The 16,547-nt window shown below is 43.2% G+C and carries 18 protein-coding genes and 1 pseudogene; 11 read left to right on the top strand and 8 right to left on the bottom strand.

Annotated elements, in window-relative coordinates; translation table 11 throughout:
* The first annotated feature begins 13 nt into the window (after positions 1 to 13).
* Together LW728_RS13385 and LW728_RS13380 are read left to right on the top strand one after the other, a co-directional pair.
* Entirely contained in the window at positions 14 to 268 is a 255-nt protein-coding gene (locus tag LW728_RS13385) for a hypothetical protein (protein WP_287766954.1), read from the top strand.
* A complete protein-coding gene (locus LW728_RS13380) occupies positions 249 to 509 on the top strand; it encodes a Txe/YoeB family addiction module toxin (protein ID WP_002735847.1) in 261 nt (86 codons plus the stop codon). The genes LW728_RS13385 and LW728_RS13380 overlap by 20 nt, the downstream gene beginning before the upstream one ends.
* A gap of 187 nt (positions 510 to 696) precedes the next feature.
* Here LW728_RS13380 and LW728_RS13375 read toward each other — a convergent pair whose 3' ends face one another.
* From LW728_RS13375 to LW728_RS13365, 3 genes and pseudogenes are all read right to left on the bottom strand, one after another.
* Positions 697 to 1,011 (bottom strand): HigA family addiction module antitoxin, encoded by a 315-nt coding sequence (locus LW728_RS13375; RefSeq protein ID WP_002801551.1) that lies wholly within the window; start codon positions 1,009 to 1,011, stop codon positions 697 to 699.
* A gap of 10 nt (positions 1,012 to 1,021) precedes the next feature.
* Positions 1,022 to 1,303, bottom strand: coding sequence for a type II toxin-antitoxin system RelE/ParE family toxin (locus LW728_RS13370; RefSeq protein ID WP_287766953.1), 282 nt, complete (start codon positions 1,301 to 1,303; stop codon positions 1,022 to 1,024).
* A gap of 44 nt (positions 1,304 to 1,347) precedes the next feature.
* Positions 1,348 to 1,553 (bottom strand): annotated as a pseudogene (locus LW728_RS13365) (hypothetical protein).
* Positions 1,554 to 1,863: 310 nt separating this feature from the next.
* Here LW728_RS13365 and LW728_RS13360 point away from each other — a divergent pair.
* From LW728_RS13360 to LW728_RS13330, 7 genes are all read left to right on the top strand, one after another.
* Positions 1,864 to 4,434: a DUF3536 domain-containing protein gene (locus tag LW728_RS13360; protein ID WP_004163753.1), complete on the top strand. Its 2,571-nt coding sequence runs from the start codon at positions 1,864 to 1,866 to the stop codon at positions 4,432 to 4,434.
* A 137-nt stretch (positions 4,435 to 4,571) separates the two neighbouring features.
* On the top strand, positions 4,572 to 5,819 hold the full coding sequence (gene trpB, locus LW728_RS13355) for a tryptophan synthase subunit beta (protein ID WP_287766952.1): 1,248 nt from the start codon (positions 4,572 to 4,574) through the stop codon (positions 5,817 to 5,819).
* Positions 5,820 to 5,924: 105 nt separating this feature from the next.
* The gene (locus tag LW728_RS13350; protein WP_287670943.1) at positions 5,925 to 6,914 is read left to right on the top strand and encodes a CAP domain-containing protein; all 990 of its coding nucleotides are present in this window, start codon (positions 5,925 to 5,927) and stop codon (positions 6,912 to 6,914) included.
* 163 nt (positions 6,915 to 7,077) lie between these two features.
* Positions 7,078 to 7,707: a ribonuclease D gene (locus LW728_RS13345; RefSeq protein ID WP_004163758.1), complete on the top strand. Its 630-nt coding sequence runs from the start codon at positions 7,078 to 7,080 to the stop codon at positions 7,705 to 7,707.
* Positions 7,708 to 8,011: 304 nt separating this feature from the next.
* On the top strand, positions 8,012 to 8,662 hold the full coding sequence (locus LW728_RS13340) for a DUF3318 domain-containing protein (RefSeq protein ID WP_002781787.1): 651 nt from the start codon (positions 8,012 to 8,014) through the stop codon (positions 8,660 to 8,662).
* A 113-nt stretch (positions 8,663 to 8,775) separates the two neighbouring features.
* Positions 8,776 to 9,771, top strand: coding sequence for an anti-sigma factor antagonist (locus tag LW728_RS13335; RefSeq protein WP_287766950.1), 996 nt, complete (start codon positions 8,776 to 8,778; stop codon positions 9,769 to 9,771).
* On the top strand, positions 9,758 to 10,210 hold the full coding sequence (locus tag LW728_RS13330) for an ATP-binding protein (protein ID WP_287766949.1): 453 nt from the start codon (positions 9,758 to 9,760) through the stop codon (positions 10,208 to 10,210). Before LW728_RS13335 ends, LW728_RS13330 begins: the two co-directional genes overlap by 14 nt.
* 6 nt (positions 10,211 to 10,216) lie before the next feature.
* Here the strand turns inward: LW728_RS13330 and LW728_RS13325 are convergent, their stop codons facing one another.
* The 4 genes from LW728_RS13325 to petN all read right to left on the bottom strand — a co-directional run bounded on the left by LW728_RS13325 (position 10,217) and on the right by petN (position 13,307).
* Complete coding sequence (locus LW728_RS13325; RefSeq protein ID WP_287766965.1) at positions 10,217 to 11,662, bottom strand: serine/threonine-protein kinase; 1,446 nt, start codon at positions 11,660 to 11,662, stop codon at positions 10,217 to 10,219.
* 95 nt (positions 11,663 to 11,757) lie between these two features.
* A complete protein-coding gene (gene sbcD / locus LW728_RS13320; protein WP_287766947.1) occupies positions 11,758 to 13,011 on the bottom strand; it encodes an exonuclease subunit SbcD in 1,254 nt (417 codons plus the stop codon).
* 46 nt (positions 13,012 to 13,057) lie between these two features.
* Entirely contained in the window at positions 13,058 to 13,201 is a 144-nt protein-coding gene (locus LW728_RS13315) for a hypothetical protein (protein ID WP_002736416.1), read from the bottom strand.
* A 16-nt stretch (positions 13,202 to 13,217) separates the two neighbouring features.
* Positions 13,218 to 13,307, bottom strand: a complete 90-nt coding sequence (petN, locus tag LW728_RS13310) for a cytochrome b6-f complex subunit PetN (protein WP_012265708.1) — start codon at positions 13,305 to 13,307, stop codon at positions 13,218 to 13,220.
* A 429-nt stretch (positions 13,308 to 13,736) separates the two neighbouring features.
* Between petN and LW728_RS13305 the strand changes: the two genes are divergently transcribed.
* A complete protein-coding gene (locus LW728_RS13305; protein WP_287766945.1) occupies positions 13,737 to 14,132 on the top strand; it encodes a hypothetical protein in 396 nt (131 codons plus the stop codon).
* 134 nt (positions 14,133 to 14,266) lie between these two features.
* Complete coding sequence (aroB, locus tag LW728_RS13300; RefSeq protein ID WP_287766943.1) at positions 14,267 to 15,367, top strand: 3-dehydroquinate synthase; 1,101 nt, start codon at positions 14,267 to 14,269, stop codon at positions 15,365 to 15,367.
* Here the strand turns inward: aroB and LW728_RS13295 are convergent.
* Positions 15,344 to 16,480, bottom strand: a complete 1,137-nt coding sequence (locus tag LW728_RS13295; protein ID WP_002801561.1) for a geranylgeranyl reductase family protein — start codon at positions 16,478 to 16,480, stop codon at positions 15,344 to 15,346. The genes aroB and LW728_RS13295 overlap by 24 nt on opposite strands.
* Positions 16,481 to 16,547 lie beyond the last annotated feature (67 nt).

Raw genomic sequence — 16,547 nt, 5'->3', positions numbered from 1 at the left:
AAGAGAAAAAATCATGATTAGAGCGATTAAACAGAAAGGAATTGTTGGCAGAGAAGGAAAAATAGAGCTTTATTCTACGGAACTAGAAGAAGGAACAGATGTGGATATTATTATTTTAGTATCTGATCCTGAACCCGATACAACCGAATATCTTCTTTCAACAGAAGCCAATCAGCGTCAATTATCGGAAGCTATTGACAGAATAGAAAATAAAGAAAACTTAGTGACAATTACCGTAAAAGAATGGCGTGAAAAATATAGTATTTGATCCGAAAGCTTTTAAACAATTCAATGAATGGGCGATAGAAGACAAAAAACTCTATAAAAAAATCGTTGATTTAATTGACGACATATTGCGCCATCCCTTCTCTGGAATCGGTAAACCCGAACCCTTAAAACATCAACTCAAGGGTTATTGGTCAAGACGCATTAATGATGAACATCGCTTAGTTTATAAAATTACAGAAACAGAAATTATTATTATCAGTTGTAAATTTCATTATGACTAGGCTCAATGCGATCGCTGTCATCTTCTTGATTAAACTTTGAAATTGTCATTGCTCGGGATGGGAACGCCAAGGGCGATCGCTTTTTGGGCAGCAGCAGGAGCGAGTGCCGATTTTGTAGAGTTCGTCCCATGTACCTTTTACCCTTTTGAAAGTGTTTTAATCTCTGGGACTTAATCTAATTAAAAAATCAGGCAATTTGTTCGGAAATACGGGGCTGAATTTGCTGAATAATCTCCTCACGGTTAGATAAAGTCTTCAGATCATAAATTACTTGAAGACTGAGCCAGGAAGCAGCATCTCCGCCAAAATAGCAGGCTAATCTTGCTGCCGTATCAGCCGAAATAGAACGACGTTCTTTAACAATTTCATGAATACGAGATGCAGGAACCTTCAAGGCTAAAGCTAAAGCATTCACGCTCATATTTAGAGGAATCAAAAAATCTTCCCGCAGAATTTCTCCTGGGTGAACGGGTCGCATTTGATTAATAGGACGGTTATTCATAATTAATTATTTATGAGTGATAATCAACAATTTCAACATCAGTATGTCCATTATTTGTCCAGATAAAACATAATCGAAACTGAGAATTAATCCGAATACTATATTGTTCTTTTCTATCGCCTTTTAAAGCTTCAAGTTGATTGCCTGGTGGAGAGCGCAGAAACTCTAAGGTTTGAGCCGCATCTAATTGAGTCAACTTCCGAATAGCAGTATCTTTGAAACCACGAAAACGAGGCGGATCTCCTCCTTCAAAAAGTAATCGCGTATGCTTGCATCGGAAAGATTGAATCATATTCAAATGCTATTCCGTTTTGCGTAATATGTCAAGCAAGAACATCAACTGATACTAAATCCGTTGAGTATAGGTAACATATTAGGATAGGCAAAAGGCAAGAGGCAAGAGGCAAAAGGGGGGCTCTCCCAGCTTTGGTGGGTAAAATGTATTCTAAGATACATTTCTCAAGAGCGAGGGGGTGGAACGAACCACAAAGACACAAAGGACACAAAGATCGATCGATCATATAGTAAGTTAAACTTATCACACAGAACCTAGAAGAGCCAAAGGGGGAATAAATAATCAGTCTTTAATAACCGGATTTATTGTCAGCATATCCCTAACACCCTTAAAAACCGACACCCCACACCCACGAAAAGCTTTTTCAGCAGACCCTACTTAGTGCTGTGTATAGAGAAGTTGCGAATTGTTAACCTTAGCTTTGCTAGGAAAATAAAATGTGATATTGTGACCCCAAGGCCGTGAAAAACGGCCAGGTTTTCAGTTTTTTTAAACATCAGGTCGCCACATTCTACAGCTATTTTCGCTCAAAAAAAAACGATTTTCTAGGCATTTCCATGACTTATCTTGTTGAACATCCTTCTACAACCTTTTATTCCTATACCGATACGGGGGTCGACCCCCTGAAAACCGCTCACGGAGTTTATATCACGGTTCACGGACATTTTTACCAACCACCGCGAGAAAATCCCTATCTAGACAGAATTGAACGGCAACCGAGCGCCCATCCCTTCCATAATTGGAATGAACGCATCCATCACGAGTGTTATCGTGCCAATGCTTTTGCACGCATTTACAATGACCGGGGGGAAGTAATCAAAATAGTCAATAACTACGAATATCTCAGCTTTAACATCGGGGCCACCCTAATGTCATGGATGCAATCCCATGATCCCGAAGTTTACCAACGCATCCTGACAGCGGATCAAAAAAGTTGTCAACGCTTAAACGGTCATGGTAACGCCATTGCCCAGGTCTATAATCATATCATTCTGCCCCTAGCCAACAAACAGGACAAATACACCCAAATTCGCTGGGGAAAAGCCGATTTTCAGCATCGTTTCGGCCGTGATCCCGAAGGAATGTGGTTAGCGGAAACAGCCATTGATTTAGCCACAGTGACAGCTTTAATCGATGAGGGGATTAAATTCACCATTTTAGCCCCTTCCCAGGCCCTGCGCTGTCGTCCTTTCCCTAGCGACCATGATCCCCATCCCCAATGGCACGCGGTGGCCGGAGGTCAAATCGATCCCACCCGTCCCTATCGCTGTTACATCCCCGATGGTCGTTATCTGGATATTTTCTTCTACGATGGTCCAATTTCTCGCGATATGGGCTTTAATGATGTCCTAGCCAGCAGTGATTTTCTCGTCGGTCGTCTGGGACAGGCAATTAAAGGGGATCATCGTCCCTCCCAGTTAATCAGCGTCGCTACCGATGGGGAAACCTTCGGCCACCACAAACAGGGGACAGAGAAGTGTCTTAGCTATGCTTTTACGGAATCTTTCCCTAAAAACGGCTGGACAGTCACCAATTTTGCCCATTATCTCAGTATTTGCCCCCCCACTTGGGAAGTGGAATTAAAACCCGTGACCGCATGGAGTTGTGTACATGGCGTAAATCGTTGGCAGGATGACTGTGGTTGCGGGGGAGGGGGAAATTACCAGCAAAAATGGCGTAAACCCCTGCGGGAGTCCCTAAATTGGCTCAGAGATGAGTTAATTAAGGTCTATGAGATTCAGGGACGGGAATTTTTCCGGGATCCTTGGCAGACAAGGGATGACTACATTGCCGTTATTTTAGATCGATCCCCAGACGCGATCGAACATTTCCTCGCTTTGCATCAAAGTCGCAACCTGAGTAAAAGCGAGAAAATCGATGCTTTGCGTTTATTAGAAATGCAAAGACAGGCTTTATTAATGTTTACCAGTTGTGGCTGGTTTTTTGAGGAAATTTCTCGACCTGAAGGCACGCAAATTTTGAGATATGCTGGCCGGGCCCTGGAATTAGCCGGAGAAGTGGCCGGAATTCAATTAGAAATGAATTTCCTCAGTCGTCTAGCTTTCGCCCCCAGTAACGTTAAGTTATATCAAGATGGGGCTGATGTCTATCGACAATTGGTCACTTCTGCGCGGGTGGATTTGGAACAGGTGGCGGCCCATTACGCCATTAGTTCCCTATTTACCAATTATTCCAGTCATCATCGGATTTATTGTTACAATACCCGTCAATTAGATTATCAAAAACAAGCGATCGGGTCTTTAACTTTAGCGGTGGGACAGGTGGAATTAACCTCGGAAATTACCCAAGAAAGTGAACATTTTGTCTTTGCTGTTCTACATTTAGGAGGTTGGGATTTTTACTGCTGCATTCAACCTTTTAACGGTCGGTTAATCTATACCAATCTTAAGGACCATCTCTTTGAATCTTTACAACAGGCCAGTGTCTCAACCATGATCGTAGAAATGGGGCGCGGATTGGGAGAAAACTTTTTTGCTTTACCCCATCTTTTTGCCGATGAAAGACACCGGATTATGCAGAAGGTGACAGCCGAAACTAAAAAACGTCTCGATCAATTATACACCCAAGTTTATCGGGATAATTACGGCATTTTAGCGGCTTTCCAACGGGATGATCTGCCCGTACCTCAAGAGTTACAGGTAGCGGCGGATATTGCCATTTCTCACCGTTGTTTACAGGTGATTAATACCCTAGAAAAAGATTTTGAGCAGCGGCAAGCGACGGAAAATAATCTCGATCAATTATTGGCTATTGCTAAGGAAGCCAATCATTTACGCTGTCAATTAAATATTCCCGAAGCGCGTCAAACCTTAGAAAGTCTGCTCTGGCAATCTCTTGGGAAATTATTACACGATGGCGATCCTTTAACTGCGGAGGAGGATACTCGCCTAATCACCCGTTTAATTGAAGTTAGCCAACAATTAAACCTAGGATTATCCCTTGATCGCTCTCAGGAATTATACTATTATTATTTCCACGAGCGTCTAGTTCCTAATTCTTTGCAGTCCAATTCCATAGATGCTGCCTGTCCCTGGCCGATGACTCAATTAAAATGGTTATTACTATTAGGACAGGTGTTAAAAGTTGATGTGAGTATTTGGCTGTAAAATCAGTCAAAGGGTGGGCAATGCTCACCCTTTGATTATTGGGTAGGTTAGGCGATGATTGCCCCGGAACTCAGGTTAACCCAGAGACTAAACCCTTAGATTTATAATGGATCATAAGTCTCTCATCGAAGGTTTACATGACTATCACGCCGATTTATACCGCCTCAGCCAGCACAGTAACCCAGTATCCCGATGCTTTTGGGCGTTTTGGACGCTACGGGGGCAAATACGTCCCGGAAACCCTGATGCCAGCCTTAAGTGAACTAGAAACGGCCTATAATCAGTATAAGGACGACCCCGATTTTCAAGAAGAATTAAATCAACTGCTCAAGGATTACGTCGGTAGACCTAGTCCCTTATATTTTGCCGAACGTCTCACCGCCCATTATGCCAAAGCTGACGGCACTGGGGCGCAAATTTACCTGAAACGGGAAGATTTAAACCATACCGGGGCCCACAAGATTAATAACGCCCTCGGTCAGGTTTTATTAGCCAAACGCATGGGTAAAAAGCGAATTATCGCCGAAACTGGAGCAGGACAGCACGGCGTGGCCACCGCTACGGTTTGCGCTCGTTTTGGTCTAGAATGCGTGATTTATATGGGAATTCACGACATGGAACGCCAAGAACTCAATGTTTTCCGCATGAGACTGCTTGGCGCGACGGTGCAACCCGTGGCCGCCGGGACGGGAACCCTGAAAGATGCCACCTCGGAAGCGATTCGCGACTGGGTAACTAATGTGGAAACCACTCACTACATCCTCGGTTCTGTGGCCGGTCCCCATCCCTATCCGATGATGGTACGCGATTTTCACGCGGTTATCGGTCAAGAAACTCGTCAGCAAAGTCTGGAAAAATGGGGCGGTTTACCGGATATTCTCCTCGCTTGTGTGGGTGGTGGTTCTAATGCTATGGGTTTATTTCATGAGTTTGTTAAAGAAGCTGCCGTGCGTTTAATTGGTGTGGAGGCCGCCGGGGAAAGTATCGCCTCCGGAAAACACGCCGCCACCCTTACCCAAGGTCAACCGGGGGTTCTACATGGGGCCATGAGTTATTTATTACAAGATAACGAAGGTCAAGTTATCGAGGCCCACTCCATTAGTGCCGGTTTAGATTATCCCGGAGTCGGGCCAGAACATAGCTTTTTAAAAGATAGTGGTCGCGCTGAATATTACAGTGTCACCGACAAGGAAGCACTAGAAGCTTTTCAAAGAGTTTCCCGTTTAGAAGGGATTATTCCGGCCCTAGAAACTGCCCACGCTTTAGCCTATTTAGAAACTCTTTGCCCACAAGTGACCGGTAGTCCTCGCATTGTTATTAATTTCTCCGGACGGGGTGATAAAGATGTGCAATCGGTGGCTAAATATTTATCGATGAATGGTTAACAGTGAGCAGTTATCAGTTATCAGTTATCAGTGAGAGGGATAAGCTATTGTGCATCTAAATTTGATATTCGTTTTGACCTGTTCCTCGTTCCAGACTAGCTTAATATGAAAAGTTCTTTTAAGAAGGGTTATCAGTTAGGAATTTTGATGCTTGTATCGACAAGTTTAATGGCCTGTAGTGCCTTAAACTATAGCTCTTTTACGGAACTCGTACCTTCTTTCTCTCCCTCTCCTTCTCCTTCTCCTGTGGATGCGGCAACTTTACTTGTTTTAGAGAATAAAATCTATCAACAGGTCAATCGCTATCGTCAATCTCGCAATTTATCTCCCCTACTGTTAAATCGGGCAATTTCGCAACAAGCAAGATTACATAGCCAACGTATGGCCGCGGGTTTAGTTCCTTTTAGTCATCAAGATTTTGACAAAAGAGCGCAAACTATTGGTGTTTCAGTTCCCTATCAAGCGGTGGGGGAAAATGTGGCAGTTAATCAAGGTTATGAGGACCCGGTAATGATTGCTGTGGATGGTTGGATTAAAAGTCAAGGTCATCGGGAAAATATGGAGGGAGATTTTGATAGTACCGGGATTGGAGTAGCGACGGATAGTCAAGGAAAATTGTACTTTACTCAAATCTTTTTAAAACGTCAATCCGCTCCTGTTTCTACTAATCCCCTTAGCTACGATCCTATCGGGAATCAATCTTTTTTTATTACCCTTGAAGAAAACACTAATTATCAAGTTAATCGCTACCGAATTTCTCAAAATTTACCGTCCCTACGTCTCGATGCTCGCATTAGTCATGAAGCTCGCTTATTTAGTCAAAAAATGGCCAATAAACAGGCTCCTTTTAGTCATGATGGTTTTGAGGGAAGAGTCAAGGCAGTACAAAGGAAGATTCCTTTAGAAAAAATGGGCGAAAATTTGGCTTTTATGAAGGGATATCCTGACCCCGTGAGTGTTGCCGTCAAGGGTTGGATTAATAGTCCTGGTCATCAAAAAAATATGGTTGGTGATTATAATCTCACTGGTATCGGTATCGCTAAAAATAATGCTGGTGAATATTACTTTACACAACTTTTTGTTAAAAAGCGTTGACAAAATGACCACGATGATATTTAAATTTAATTACCAGTTTTTAACATCAGTTATCAGTTATCAGTTATCAGTTATCAGGGAAATAAAGGCAGTCGTGCGATAGGCAAAAGCATTACAAATTTCCCTCCTATCTCCTGTCTCCTGTCTCCTATCTTCTAACTATATGAACTTAGACAATTTTCAAGTGTGCGATCGAGATTTAAGCGATGACCTATTATCCCGTTATCTAGGGGTTAATTCGATCGCTGTAGATACAGAAACTATGGGATTAGTACCGGGACGCGATCGACTGTGTTTAATTCAACTCTGTGACCCCAGTGGTTTTGTCACCGCTATTCGCATTTTTAGGGGGCAAACAGAGGCTCCTAATCTCAAAAAGGTCATGGAAGATGAGCGGATAGAAAAAGTCTTTCATTTTGCCCGTTTTGATGTGGCTCAACTATCCCATACTTTTGGCATTGCCACGCAACCGATTTTCTGCACCAAAATCGCCAGTAAACTGGCTCGGACTTATACCAGCAGTCACGGGTTAAAAAGTCTCGTGCAGGAATTGGAAGGCATAGAATTAGACAAAACCGCTCAGAGTTCTGATTGGGGAAATGCCGCTAATCTTACCCCACAACAACTGAGTTATGCTGCTAACGATGTGCGCTATTTACTGTCAGTGCGAGATACACTAATTGTGATGCTGCAAAGAGAAGAAAGATGGGAATTAGCACAAAAATGCTTTAGTTGTATCCCCGTCTTCACCGCTTTAGATTTACAGCAATACAAAGATATCTTTGAGCATTAGTCGGCAAAAGTTACGGTCTATTTAATAAGTAAATAGAAGATAGATTTTGTCTTTGATCTCCCCTTAATAAGGGGGGTATCTGACAATTTTTAACACCCACCCACTCAGTCCGATTGACTCCCAATCGAACTTTAAAACCCCAGTTATGGATTGTTTATCCCCACTTCCCCACTTCCCACTTCCATCACTGGTTACTGATCACTGAAAATGCTGCCCAGGGCCAAAAGCTGCCAAGATCACAAAAAAGACCGCTATGATCCAAAATAGAAATCATCGTCATTGGTAGAGAATAGGTAAAAAATCTATGACATCTTATGCGGCCTCCTCTGCACGAGCCGAAATGAGCGAACTTCGGCGCCTAAAAACCCTGCTACCCCCAGAATTACAAAGTTGGGTAACGGTAGAAGGTTCTACAGAGATTAACCCCCCCCTGATCCGTTGTGAAGAAATTGGCAGAGATGAGGTAGAAATTCAGATAGATTTAGCCAAATGGGAAAATTTAGCCATCGATCAGCGTAATTTGCTCTTTTGGCATGAAGTGGCCAGGATTCAAAATGATAGTATTCCGCGGGAAGGCTGGGAAATGGCCGCCCTCGCTATTGGTTTAGGTGGTGCGGTGGGGGAATTATGGGTACAGGACGGTTTATTATTGCTTTTGGCCATGGGATTATGTGGGATTTCCGGTTATCGTCTCTGGCGCAAAAATAACGGTGATAAAATTCTCAAAGAAGCGATCGAAGCCGATGAAAAAGCGATCGCCCTCGCCACCCGTTTCGGTTATTCTCTCCCCAACGCCTACAAGAGCCTAGGCAGTGCCTTTAAAACCCTAATTGAACAAACGCCCAACCGTCGTCTGCGTAAGCGTTATGAGACCCGTTTGGATGCCCTGAGAAAGAGTGCGGCCAAAGCGAAGGCCCAAACCCAAGGCCGTCCGCCCCTAGGTGAGATTCGTTAGCCGATAATTACAGCTAATCTTTGACATTACCCATTGGTATTTGGGGAAAAGTGTAGTAAACATTAGGTAGGTCATCAGGCCTTGTTCATCCATCAAACCACATCTTTGTGTCGATGACTTCCCAAATTCCTGAAACACGTTTTCTGATCATTCCGATGGAGTATCCGGTTTTGCGGATGCCTGATCGCTTGACTGTCTTGGAAGCAGTACAGTTCAAGGATATCTTTCACCATCTCATCGCCCAAATACCCACTCCCGAAAAAGTCATTCTCGATCTGAATGCCACTCAATTTATGGATAGTAGTGGTGTGGGTGCTTTAGTCCATAATCTCAAAGCGGCCAGGGCAGAAAATATCGAGTTAGTGCTGGCTAACGTCCATCCCCCAGTGATGGGGGTTTTATCGATTACGGGACTAGATCAATTATTGACTTTCCAAACCTCCCCCCTAGCAGCCCAAGAAAACGGCCGTACTACCCCTGAAAACCATCTACCCGAAACCCATCCCTCAATTCGCAGTTGGTTAAAGCGCGGTCTTGACATTGTTGGTGGGACCGTGGGTTTATTAATCACGGGGGTTATTTTTGTCCCTATTGCTATCGCTATTAAGTTAGACAGTCCAGGTCCAATTTTTTTCAGTCAAACCCGCTGCGGTTGGTTGGGAAAGGAATTTAAGATTCTCAAGTTTCGTTCCATGTGTGTGGATGCGGAAGCACTCAAGGATAAAATCCCCAATCAAGCGGAGGGAGCTTTTTTTAAAAATAAAAATGATCCCCGGATTACCCGGGTAGGAAAATTTTTACGTCGTAACAGCTTAGACGAATTCCCTCAGTTTTGGAATGTGATCACCGGTGAAATGAGTCTTGTCGGCACTCGTCCCCCCACACCCGATGAGGTGGAACGCTACGATGTTCCCCAATGGCAACGTTTAGACGTAAAACCCGGTATGACGGGAGAATGGCAGGTGAATGGTCGCTCTCAGGTGCGTAATTTTGAAGAGGTAATTCAACTAGATTTGCGCTATCAAGAAAATTGGAGTTTAGGCTACGATCTACAACTGATTTTTAAAACAATTTTGATTCTCTTTCAAAAAAACAGTGGTGCCTTCTGAAGTCTTAAATTCCCCTTCTTCCCCCCTCCATTTCCATCTACAAGTCCGGACGGAATTGGCAGCTTTAATCCCAGTCCTACAATGGTTTGAATCTCACGGCCGCTCTTTTCTACCTGATTCGGTGCTTTGGCAGTGTAAAGTGGCTTTAGCGGAAGGATTTACTAATGCTGTCCGTTACGCTCACCAACATTTACCAGCGACTACACCCATCGATCTAGAATTAACTTTACAGTCCCATTCTCTAGAAATAAAAATATGGGATCACGGTCAACCTTTTGATCTGCAAGCCAAACTTGATTCTCTACAACAACATCCCCTCGCACCTTTGGAAATGGAAAGCGATCGAGGATTACTTTTCATGCGTTCTTTTACTGATACTTTACAATATATCCGCACTGCCGAAGGGAGAAATTGTTTAATTCTCCAGAAAAGTTTTTAAGTCAATTTATCCCCTGTTAGAAACTACGTCCATCGTACAGGTTTCCAGACGAGAAAAAAGAATTATGCCACCACCCACACCCCACACAAGGGTGGGAAGATGTCCCCAGGGTGCTTTGAGAGAGAAAGTAATTTGATCGTAGTATAACCACTTGTTATTAACTCGCCAACCGACTTTTGATCCAAAATCGTTCCATTTTTGTTGATCATAATTGCCGCTTCCTCCTAAACTTTCATAGATTCTTTTCTGAACAGATATACCGAATTTTTCTTGACTATATTTTAACCATAGTTGATTGATAGTGGCTAAATCTTCACAGGGAAAGTTATCTATGTCTTCTATCTTAAGATATTTTTCTTTAGTTCGATCGGCAACTTTTAAAAATAGATTAGCCGTTTCTTGATCTGCCTCTTGCCATTTTTCTTGCGCTAAGAAATCCCGTAGGTTAGTGTAATCAATTGCCTTGGCACTTTTGAGGTTAATTTCCTCCCTGGTGGCAACTGGAAAAACTGATAAAACCGTTTCTTGAATTGTGGCCTGTGATCGGGGTTTTGGCGGAATCACTGCAGCTAATTTTGCCGCCAACTCTTGCAGGACTTCCTCGACTGATTGATAACGTTTTTTGGTACCAAATTCAATTAATTTATCTAAAATTTCGCCTAATTCAACACTAACAGGATTATTAATAAGGTGCTGTCTCCATACCCATTCATGTTCACTCACATCGAATAATTCAAAGGGAGATATTCCCGTTAATAAATAGATACAAGTGACTCCCAAACTATATAAATCACTGCTATTGATCGCTTTGCCATTGCTTTGTTCCGGGGCGACATATCCCGCCGAACCGATCACTGTTCCTGTCAGGGAAAGATTAGCAATAGTGATAAATTTAGAGGCACCAAAATCAACTAAAATTATTTTATTATCGCTGCGTCTCCGAATTATATTGGCTGGTTTAATATCTCGATGAATGACTCTTTTAGCATGGATAAAATCAAGAATTGGCAAAATTTCTAATAAAAGATGTTTGATCTTTTCTTCATTGAAAACTCCCTCGCTTTGTAATTCTTGTTCTAGATTTTCTCCCTCAATATATTCTTGAACAAGATATTGTCGCCCATCATTGCTGGTAAAATAGGCATAGAGGGAGGGAATTTGTGGGTGTTGACCGAGATTATCTAAACTAATCGCTTCTTCTTTAAATAATTCCGCCGCTTTCTTGAGAGCATTACTGCCTTGAGTGCTAGGAAAAAATTGTTTAATCACACAATAAGGTTTAGAAGGTTTATCCTCATCAATTGCTTGAAAAGTTTTACCGAAACCTCCTTGACCAATTAATTTTATAGCACGATAACGATCTTTGAGTAATAATTGAAAGCGACATTTTTGACAGAATTTATCTGTAGGATTATTGTTATGAAGACAATCAGGATTAAGACATAAACTCATAGCTGGTTTAAACAGGGATAGGGAAGATATTTCAGTGAGCAGTAAACAGTAAACAGTAAACTGATAACCGACAACTGATAACTGATAACTGATAGCTAAATCGAGGTTTCTTCCTCTAGCCAAATTTCTGGCTGTTGATTTAATAAAAGCTGGGCTGCCTCTAACATATCATCAACAATATCGCGCAAATCTTTCTTATTATCGATATAAGCTTTTAACGCTTCCATCGGATCTAATTGATTACCCACCCCTAATTCCGGTAAACGGGGACGGGTTAATTGACTAATTAACTCCGCCCGAATACTATAGCTATGGGCAGGTTTTAACGCCTCATCAAGCTGATTGGTGTTGATTAGTTCTAATTGCTCACTGCGAATTTTATAAACTAAGCGGATAACTGCTTCCTGAATATCGTATTTTTTCAGAGCTTTCAGCAATTCTTTTTGGGGGTTTTCTGCCTCGGAAACATCCACTTCGATGGAACGGAAAGTACGCACGGGTAAAGGGCAAAATTCCCATTTAACCTCTCCTTTAGCCACTTCTATTAAAACATAGCCCTTATCTTCTTTCTCCTCACTAAAATCCACTCGATCAATGCTCCCCGGATAGACAATAGGCGGATCATTGCTAGGATTAAGATTTTGATGTTTGTGAACATGACCGAGGGCAACATACTCGAATTGTGGACGATTTAGCAGGGATAAAGGCACGGTAAAACCTTTACCAACTGCTAAAAATCTTTCTGCTCCTAAACTAGCTCGATCGGCCATTAAATGGGCTAATAAAACTGTTGGTAAACTTGTATCTAATTGGCGAATTTCTCCTTCTAAAACCGGTTCTAAACGGTTAATTAATAATTCATTTACCCCACTCAAGGATAAACCCTCGGTTTCGGGACGGGTTAAGAGAGTGGCCCGGGTTAACCAGGGTAAAGTAATGACTTGGATATCGCCGTTGCGGGTGGTGATGCGATGGGTGGTCAAGCGATCGCCAACAATAAACCCCGGCACCGCTAGGGTACGATAGATGGAGAGACTGACACCGCCATTACCCTGAGAATGTTGATCGTGATTACCTACTAATAACACCGTCGGGATATTAGCATCGGCAAGACGACGGAATTGACTGGCAAAAGCTTCGTGAACAAAAGGAGGAGGAGTGGCATCGGGAAAGGCATCTCCCCCAAAAAGCACTAGATCCACAGGGGAGGCAATAGCCCGATCGATACAGAGGCTTAAACTGCCCATAAAATCCTCTAAACGCGTGTTTAATCCCGTTTTTGGATTTAAACGTCCATGGGAAAAACCGCTCCCCATGTGAATATCCGATAAGTGCAGTATTTTAATCATAGTAAAGGAAAAACAGGCGTAATTAAGTACACCTGTTCAGAATTATTTATTTTCCTAATTTTTTATCGCCATCTTGACGACGGCGATCGCGCCATTCTGTAGTCGTCAGGTAGAGAATGCCACCACTGACGATAACGAGGAGAATTAAGGCGACTAGAAAGAGAGTGTTGAGAATCAAGGATGTTTCCATGGTATCTATAGATTACCTAGAAACCGTTACGACCCCAAACCACCATGGCGATCGACCAAGTGAACAGGGCGAGAATGCTAACCCAACCAAGTGTCAAAATATCCATAATTGCCTTTGTTAAACGAATTACTTAGGAGATAACTACTCAATTTTTGACACTCTCCGCCCTAAAAGTGCGGAGATTCTTGGGCTGAATCTTGCCGCTACTAGCAAAGCTAATTTTGGTCTTACAGTTTCATGTCTAGTCCGACTACACCTACAAGGCAAGCACTCTTAAAGACTACTCCCCAAGCGTAAATTTCTGTGTGTCCCACAGTATTTAATTGTTTTTCGCTCTTACCATGTGGACTTACTATGAAAGCTTTTGTACCAGTGATGGTTAGAGATTTAGGGATTACGGAGTGTCGCTTGTTTCCTGCGTTCCCAAAGTCAACGACTCAATTTAATGCTAACATAAAGTCGCCCTAAAGGGCGAGGTTTTCAACCCAAATTTTCGATAATACTTCATCAGTGACTCCGTTTTAGAGAGGCGATCGTGCAAATTACGCTCAAGGAAAGAATCGAATCCATACAGGTGGGGAGTATCTCGGCTCTGGCTTTCCTGGTTCCCTATCTGCTATTTTTAATTGTTGATCGACTATTGTTAGGGGAATCGCTCACACTAATTGGCGCTTTTGTCAAGATATCCGGGGCGATAATTAGCGGATTTCTCTTCGGTGTCACCTATCGTTATGTCGTCCGTAACGACGATAATCCCCATCTCAAAGATGGTACAGTGGCAGCTTTTGCCCTAGTCCGCGGCCTAGTTCCCCTACAATTATCCACAGACTTGATCGCTGACGCTTGGCAATTAAGTCTCTTTCTAGGAGAGAGCTTTATCTGTTTTTTATCCTGTCGTCTGCTCTTAGAGTTGACTAAGCTGCGCCAATAACCGATCATCTTTTTGGCTATCGGGAGTCAGGAGTCAGGAGATTATTTTTATTTATTCTCCCTGCTCCGGCACTCCCCATCTCCCTACCTCGCAATTCATAATTCATAATTGATAATTTATAATTACCACACCCTATGGCTATTTGTATTCCCGTTAATTTACCCGATCGCTCCTATAATATTCTGATCGAGAAGGGCAGTTTAGCTAATCTCGGTGGAGAAATGATCCGGTTAAGCTTAGGTAAAAAGGTTTTATTGGTTTCTAATCCCGAAATTTTTGACTATTACGGGCAAATAGCCGTTAATTCCCTAGAAAAAGCGGGCTTTGTTGTTTCTACTCATCTGATCCCCGCCGGAGAAAATTATAAAACCCTCGATGCGATCGCCCAAGTTTATGATAGCGCCCTCGCTCACCGGCTGGAACGTTCCTCGACTATGGTTGCCCTCGGTGGTGGTGTGATCGGCGATATGACGGGATTTGCGGCAGCCACATGGTTACGGGGCGTTAATTTTGTCCAAGTTCCCACCACCCTGTTAGCCATGGTAGATGCTTCCATCGGGGGTAAAACTGGTGTTAATCATCCCCAGGGCAAAAATCTGATCGGGGCGTTTTATCAACCGAAATTAGTTCTGATCGATCCTAGCGTGCTTAAAACTCTACCCGTGCGAGAATTTCGGGCTGGAATGGCAGAAGTGATTAAATACGGTGTAATTTGGGATGCTGAGTTATTTCAACAGTTAGAAGACTCGGACAATTTAGCTAGTTTTTCTCAGATCGATGGCGAGCTATTGCAAACAATTATTACAAAGTCTTGCCAAGCTAAAGCAGATGTGGTAAGCAAAGACGAAAAAGAAGCGGGTTTGCGGGCGATCTTAAACTATGGTCACACGATCGCCCACGGCATTGAAAGTTTAACGGGATATACTAGCGTTAACCACGGGGAAGCGGTGGCCATGGGGATGGTGGCGGCAGGAGCGATCGCTGTTAAACTGGGAATGTGGACCGCCGGGGAAAATCAACGTCAAACCGATTTAATCGAAAAAGCCGCCTTAGAAACCCGTATGCCGCCTTTAAATGCCGATGAGATGGTAAATGCTCTCACTGCCGATAAAAAGGTTAAAGATGGTCAAGTTAGATTTATTTTACCAACGGCAATCGGCCAAGTCACCATTAGCGATCGAGTCACCCCCACCCTGGTGCGCGAGGTGTTATCACCAACCGAATCCGGGCAGTAAAAGCTTTTTCAATTGTTGCATCGCTTGTCCCGTAACATCCCGGTATTTTAAATCTCCCACGAGAATACGTCCCATCAGTTGACCGGCGATCGGCCGTTTAACGGCGACATTGTAGGCGATTTGGGTAAATTGATAGAATAAACCGGCTAATTTAGCCGCTAAAGCCATATCTTCCCCCCATTCTTCCCGAATTATCCGACTATAGCCCGCTAAAGCCTGATTATCTCCGGCTAAAGCTCGATCGATCGCCTCGGCTGCCTTAACTCCCGTCAAAATTGCCGGACGGATACCCTCTCCGATGAGCGGATCGAGAATCCCCGCCGCTTCCCCTGTAATTAGGGCATTTTGGGCGTGTAGCGGTTGATTTCCGTTCCAAAGGGCTAAAGCATACTCACTATAGCGATAATCCTCTAAATTCCAGCCTTTTTGATGGGCATAATTTAACAGTTGTTTTTTTAGCTCCTCGGATTTGATGCTGCCCTTAAAACAAGCACCGCTAATTGTGTAACCATTAGACTTGGGAAAAGCCCAGATATAACCATTTTTTAGGGAACCAAAGTCAAAAAAAGCTTTTTTGGGGGGAATAGTCGCTTCTGCGTTAGTAATTTCCAGAGTAGCCCCGATCGCTTGGTTTTTCGCCGGTAATCCTAACCAGCGACTGGTACTGCCCCTAACACCATCGGCAGCAATCAGATATTTGCCTGAAAATGTTCCTTGGGATGTGGTAACTTGCCAGTGATCTTGGATGAATTTGATCTGGGTAACTTCGCTGTTATCTTGGATAGTTGCCCCGACTGCGATCGCCTGTTGACCTAAAAAATCATCGAAACGATCCCTTTGTACCATCCACATCGGTTCTAGCATATTTAACTTAGTGGTGGCGGCATCCCCCTGTTTCCAAGTAAACTCCACTTGGGTGACGGTATTCTCGATCACGGGGGTAAAGTCAAAATCAAACCACTGCTTAATTGCTGGGGATACCCCACCACCACAGGGTTTATAACGGGGTAATTTCGCTTTATCGAGGATCAGGATCGATCGTCCCCTTTTAGCTAGATGATAACCCGCCGTCGTTCCTGCTGGTCCCGCACCGATGATAATACAGTCAAACATTTGTACTAATTTAAGTCGTTGAACAAATTTATAGACAATTTACGCTATTTTGGGCAACTTGTCTTGA

The organism is Microcystis sp. 49638_E5, assembly GCF_021300285.1.
Lineage (GTDB): Bacteria > Cyanobacteriota > Cyanobacteriia > Cyanobacteriales > Microcystaceae > Microcystis > Microcystis aeruginosa_C.
The sequence above is the reverse complement of the archived record's forward strand: the minus strand, read 5'-3'. Positions and strand labels throughout refer to the sequence as shown.

What these genes read in the sequence shown, in the direction of transcription:
- LW728_RS13295 (WP_002801561.1), bottom strand. Translation starts at nt 16,480, where the DNA reads ATGTTTGACTGTATTATCATCGGTGCGGGACCAGCAGGAACGACGGCG.
- LW728_RS13350 (WP_287670943.1), top strand. Translation starts at nt 5,925, where the DNA reads ATGAAAAGTTCTTTTAAGAAGGGTTATCAGTTAGGAATTTTGATGCTT.
- LW728_RS13315 (WP_002736416.1), bottom strand. Translation starts at nt 13,201, where the DNA reads ATGGAAACATCCTTGATTCTCAACACTCTCTTTCTAGTCGCCTTAATT.
- LW728_RS13325 (WP_287766965.1), bottom strand. Translation starts at nt 11,662, where the DNA reads ATGAGTTTATGTCTTAATCCTGATTGTCTTCATAACAATAATCCTACA.
- LW728_RS13360 (WP_004163753.1), top strand. Translation starts at nt 1,864, where the DNA reads ATGACTTATCTTGTTGAACATCCTTCTACAACCTTTTATTCCTATACC.
- trpB (WP_287766952.1), top strand. Translation starts at nt 4,572, where the DNA reads ATGACTATCACGCCGATTTATACCGCCTCAGCCAGCACAGTAACCCAG.
- LW728_RS13335 (WP_287766950.1), top strand. Translation starts at nt 8,776, where the DNA reads ATGACTTCCCAAATTCCTGAAACACGTTTTCTGATCATTCCGATGGAG.
- petN (WP_012265708.1), bottom strand. Translation starts at nt 13,307, where the DNA reads ATGGATATTTTGACACTTGGTTGGGTTAGCATTCTCGCCCTGTTCACT.
- LW728_RS13340 (WP_002781787.1), top strand. Translation starts at nt 8,012, where the DNA reads ATGACATCTTATGCGGCCTCCTCTGCACGAGCCGAAATGAGCGAACTT.
- LW728_RS13370 (WP_287766953.1), bottom strand. Translation starts at nt 1,303, where the DNA reads ATGATTCAATCTTTCCGATGCAAGCATACGCGATTACTTTTTGAAGGA.
- sbcD (WP_287766947.1), bottom strand. Translation starts at nt 13,011, where the DNA reads ATGATTAAAATACTGCACTTATCGGATATTCACATGGGGAGCGGTTTT.
- aroB (WP_287766943.1), top strand. Translation starts at nt 14,267, where the DNA reads ATGGCTATTTGTATTCCCGTTAATTTACCCGATCGCTCCTATAATATT.
- LW728_RS13375 (WP_002801551.1), bottom strand. Translation starts at nt 1,011, where the DNA reads ATGAATAACCGTCCTATTAATCAAATGCGACCCGTTCACCCAGGAGAA.
- LW728_RS13345 (WP_004163758.1), top strand. Translation starts at nt 7,078, where the DNA reads ATGAACTTAGACAATTTTCAAGTGTGCGATCGAGATTTAAGCGATGAC.
- LW728_RS13385 (WP_287766954.1), top strand. Translation starts at nt 14, where the DNA reads ATGATTAGAGCGATTAAACAGAAAGGAATTGTTGGCAGAGAAGGAAAA.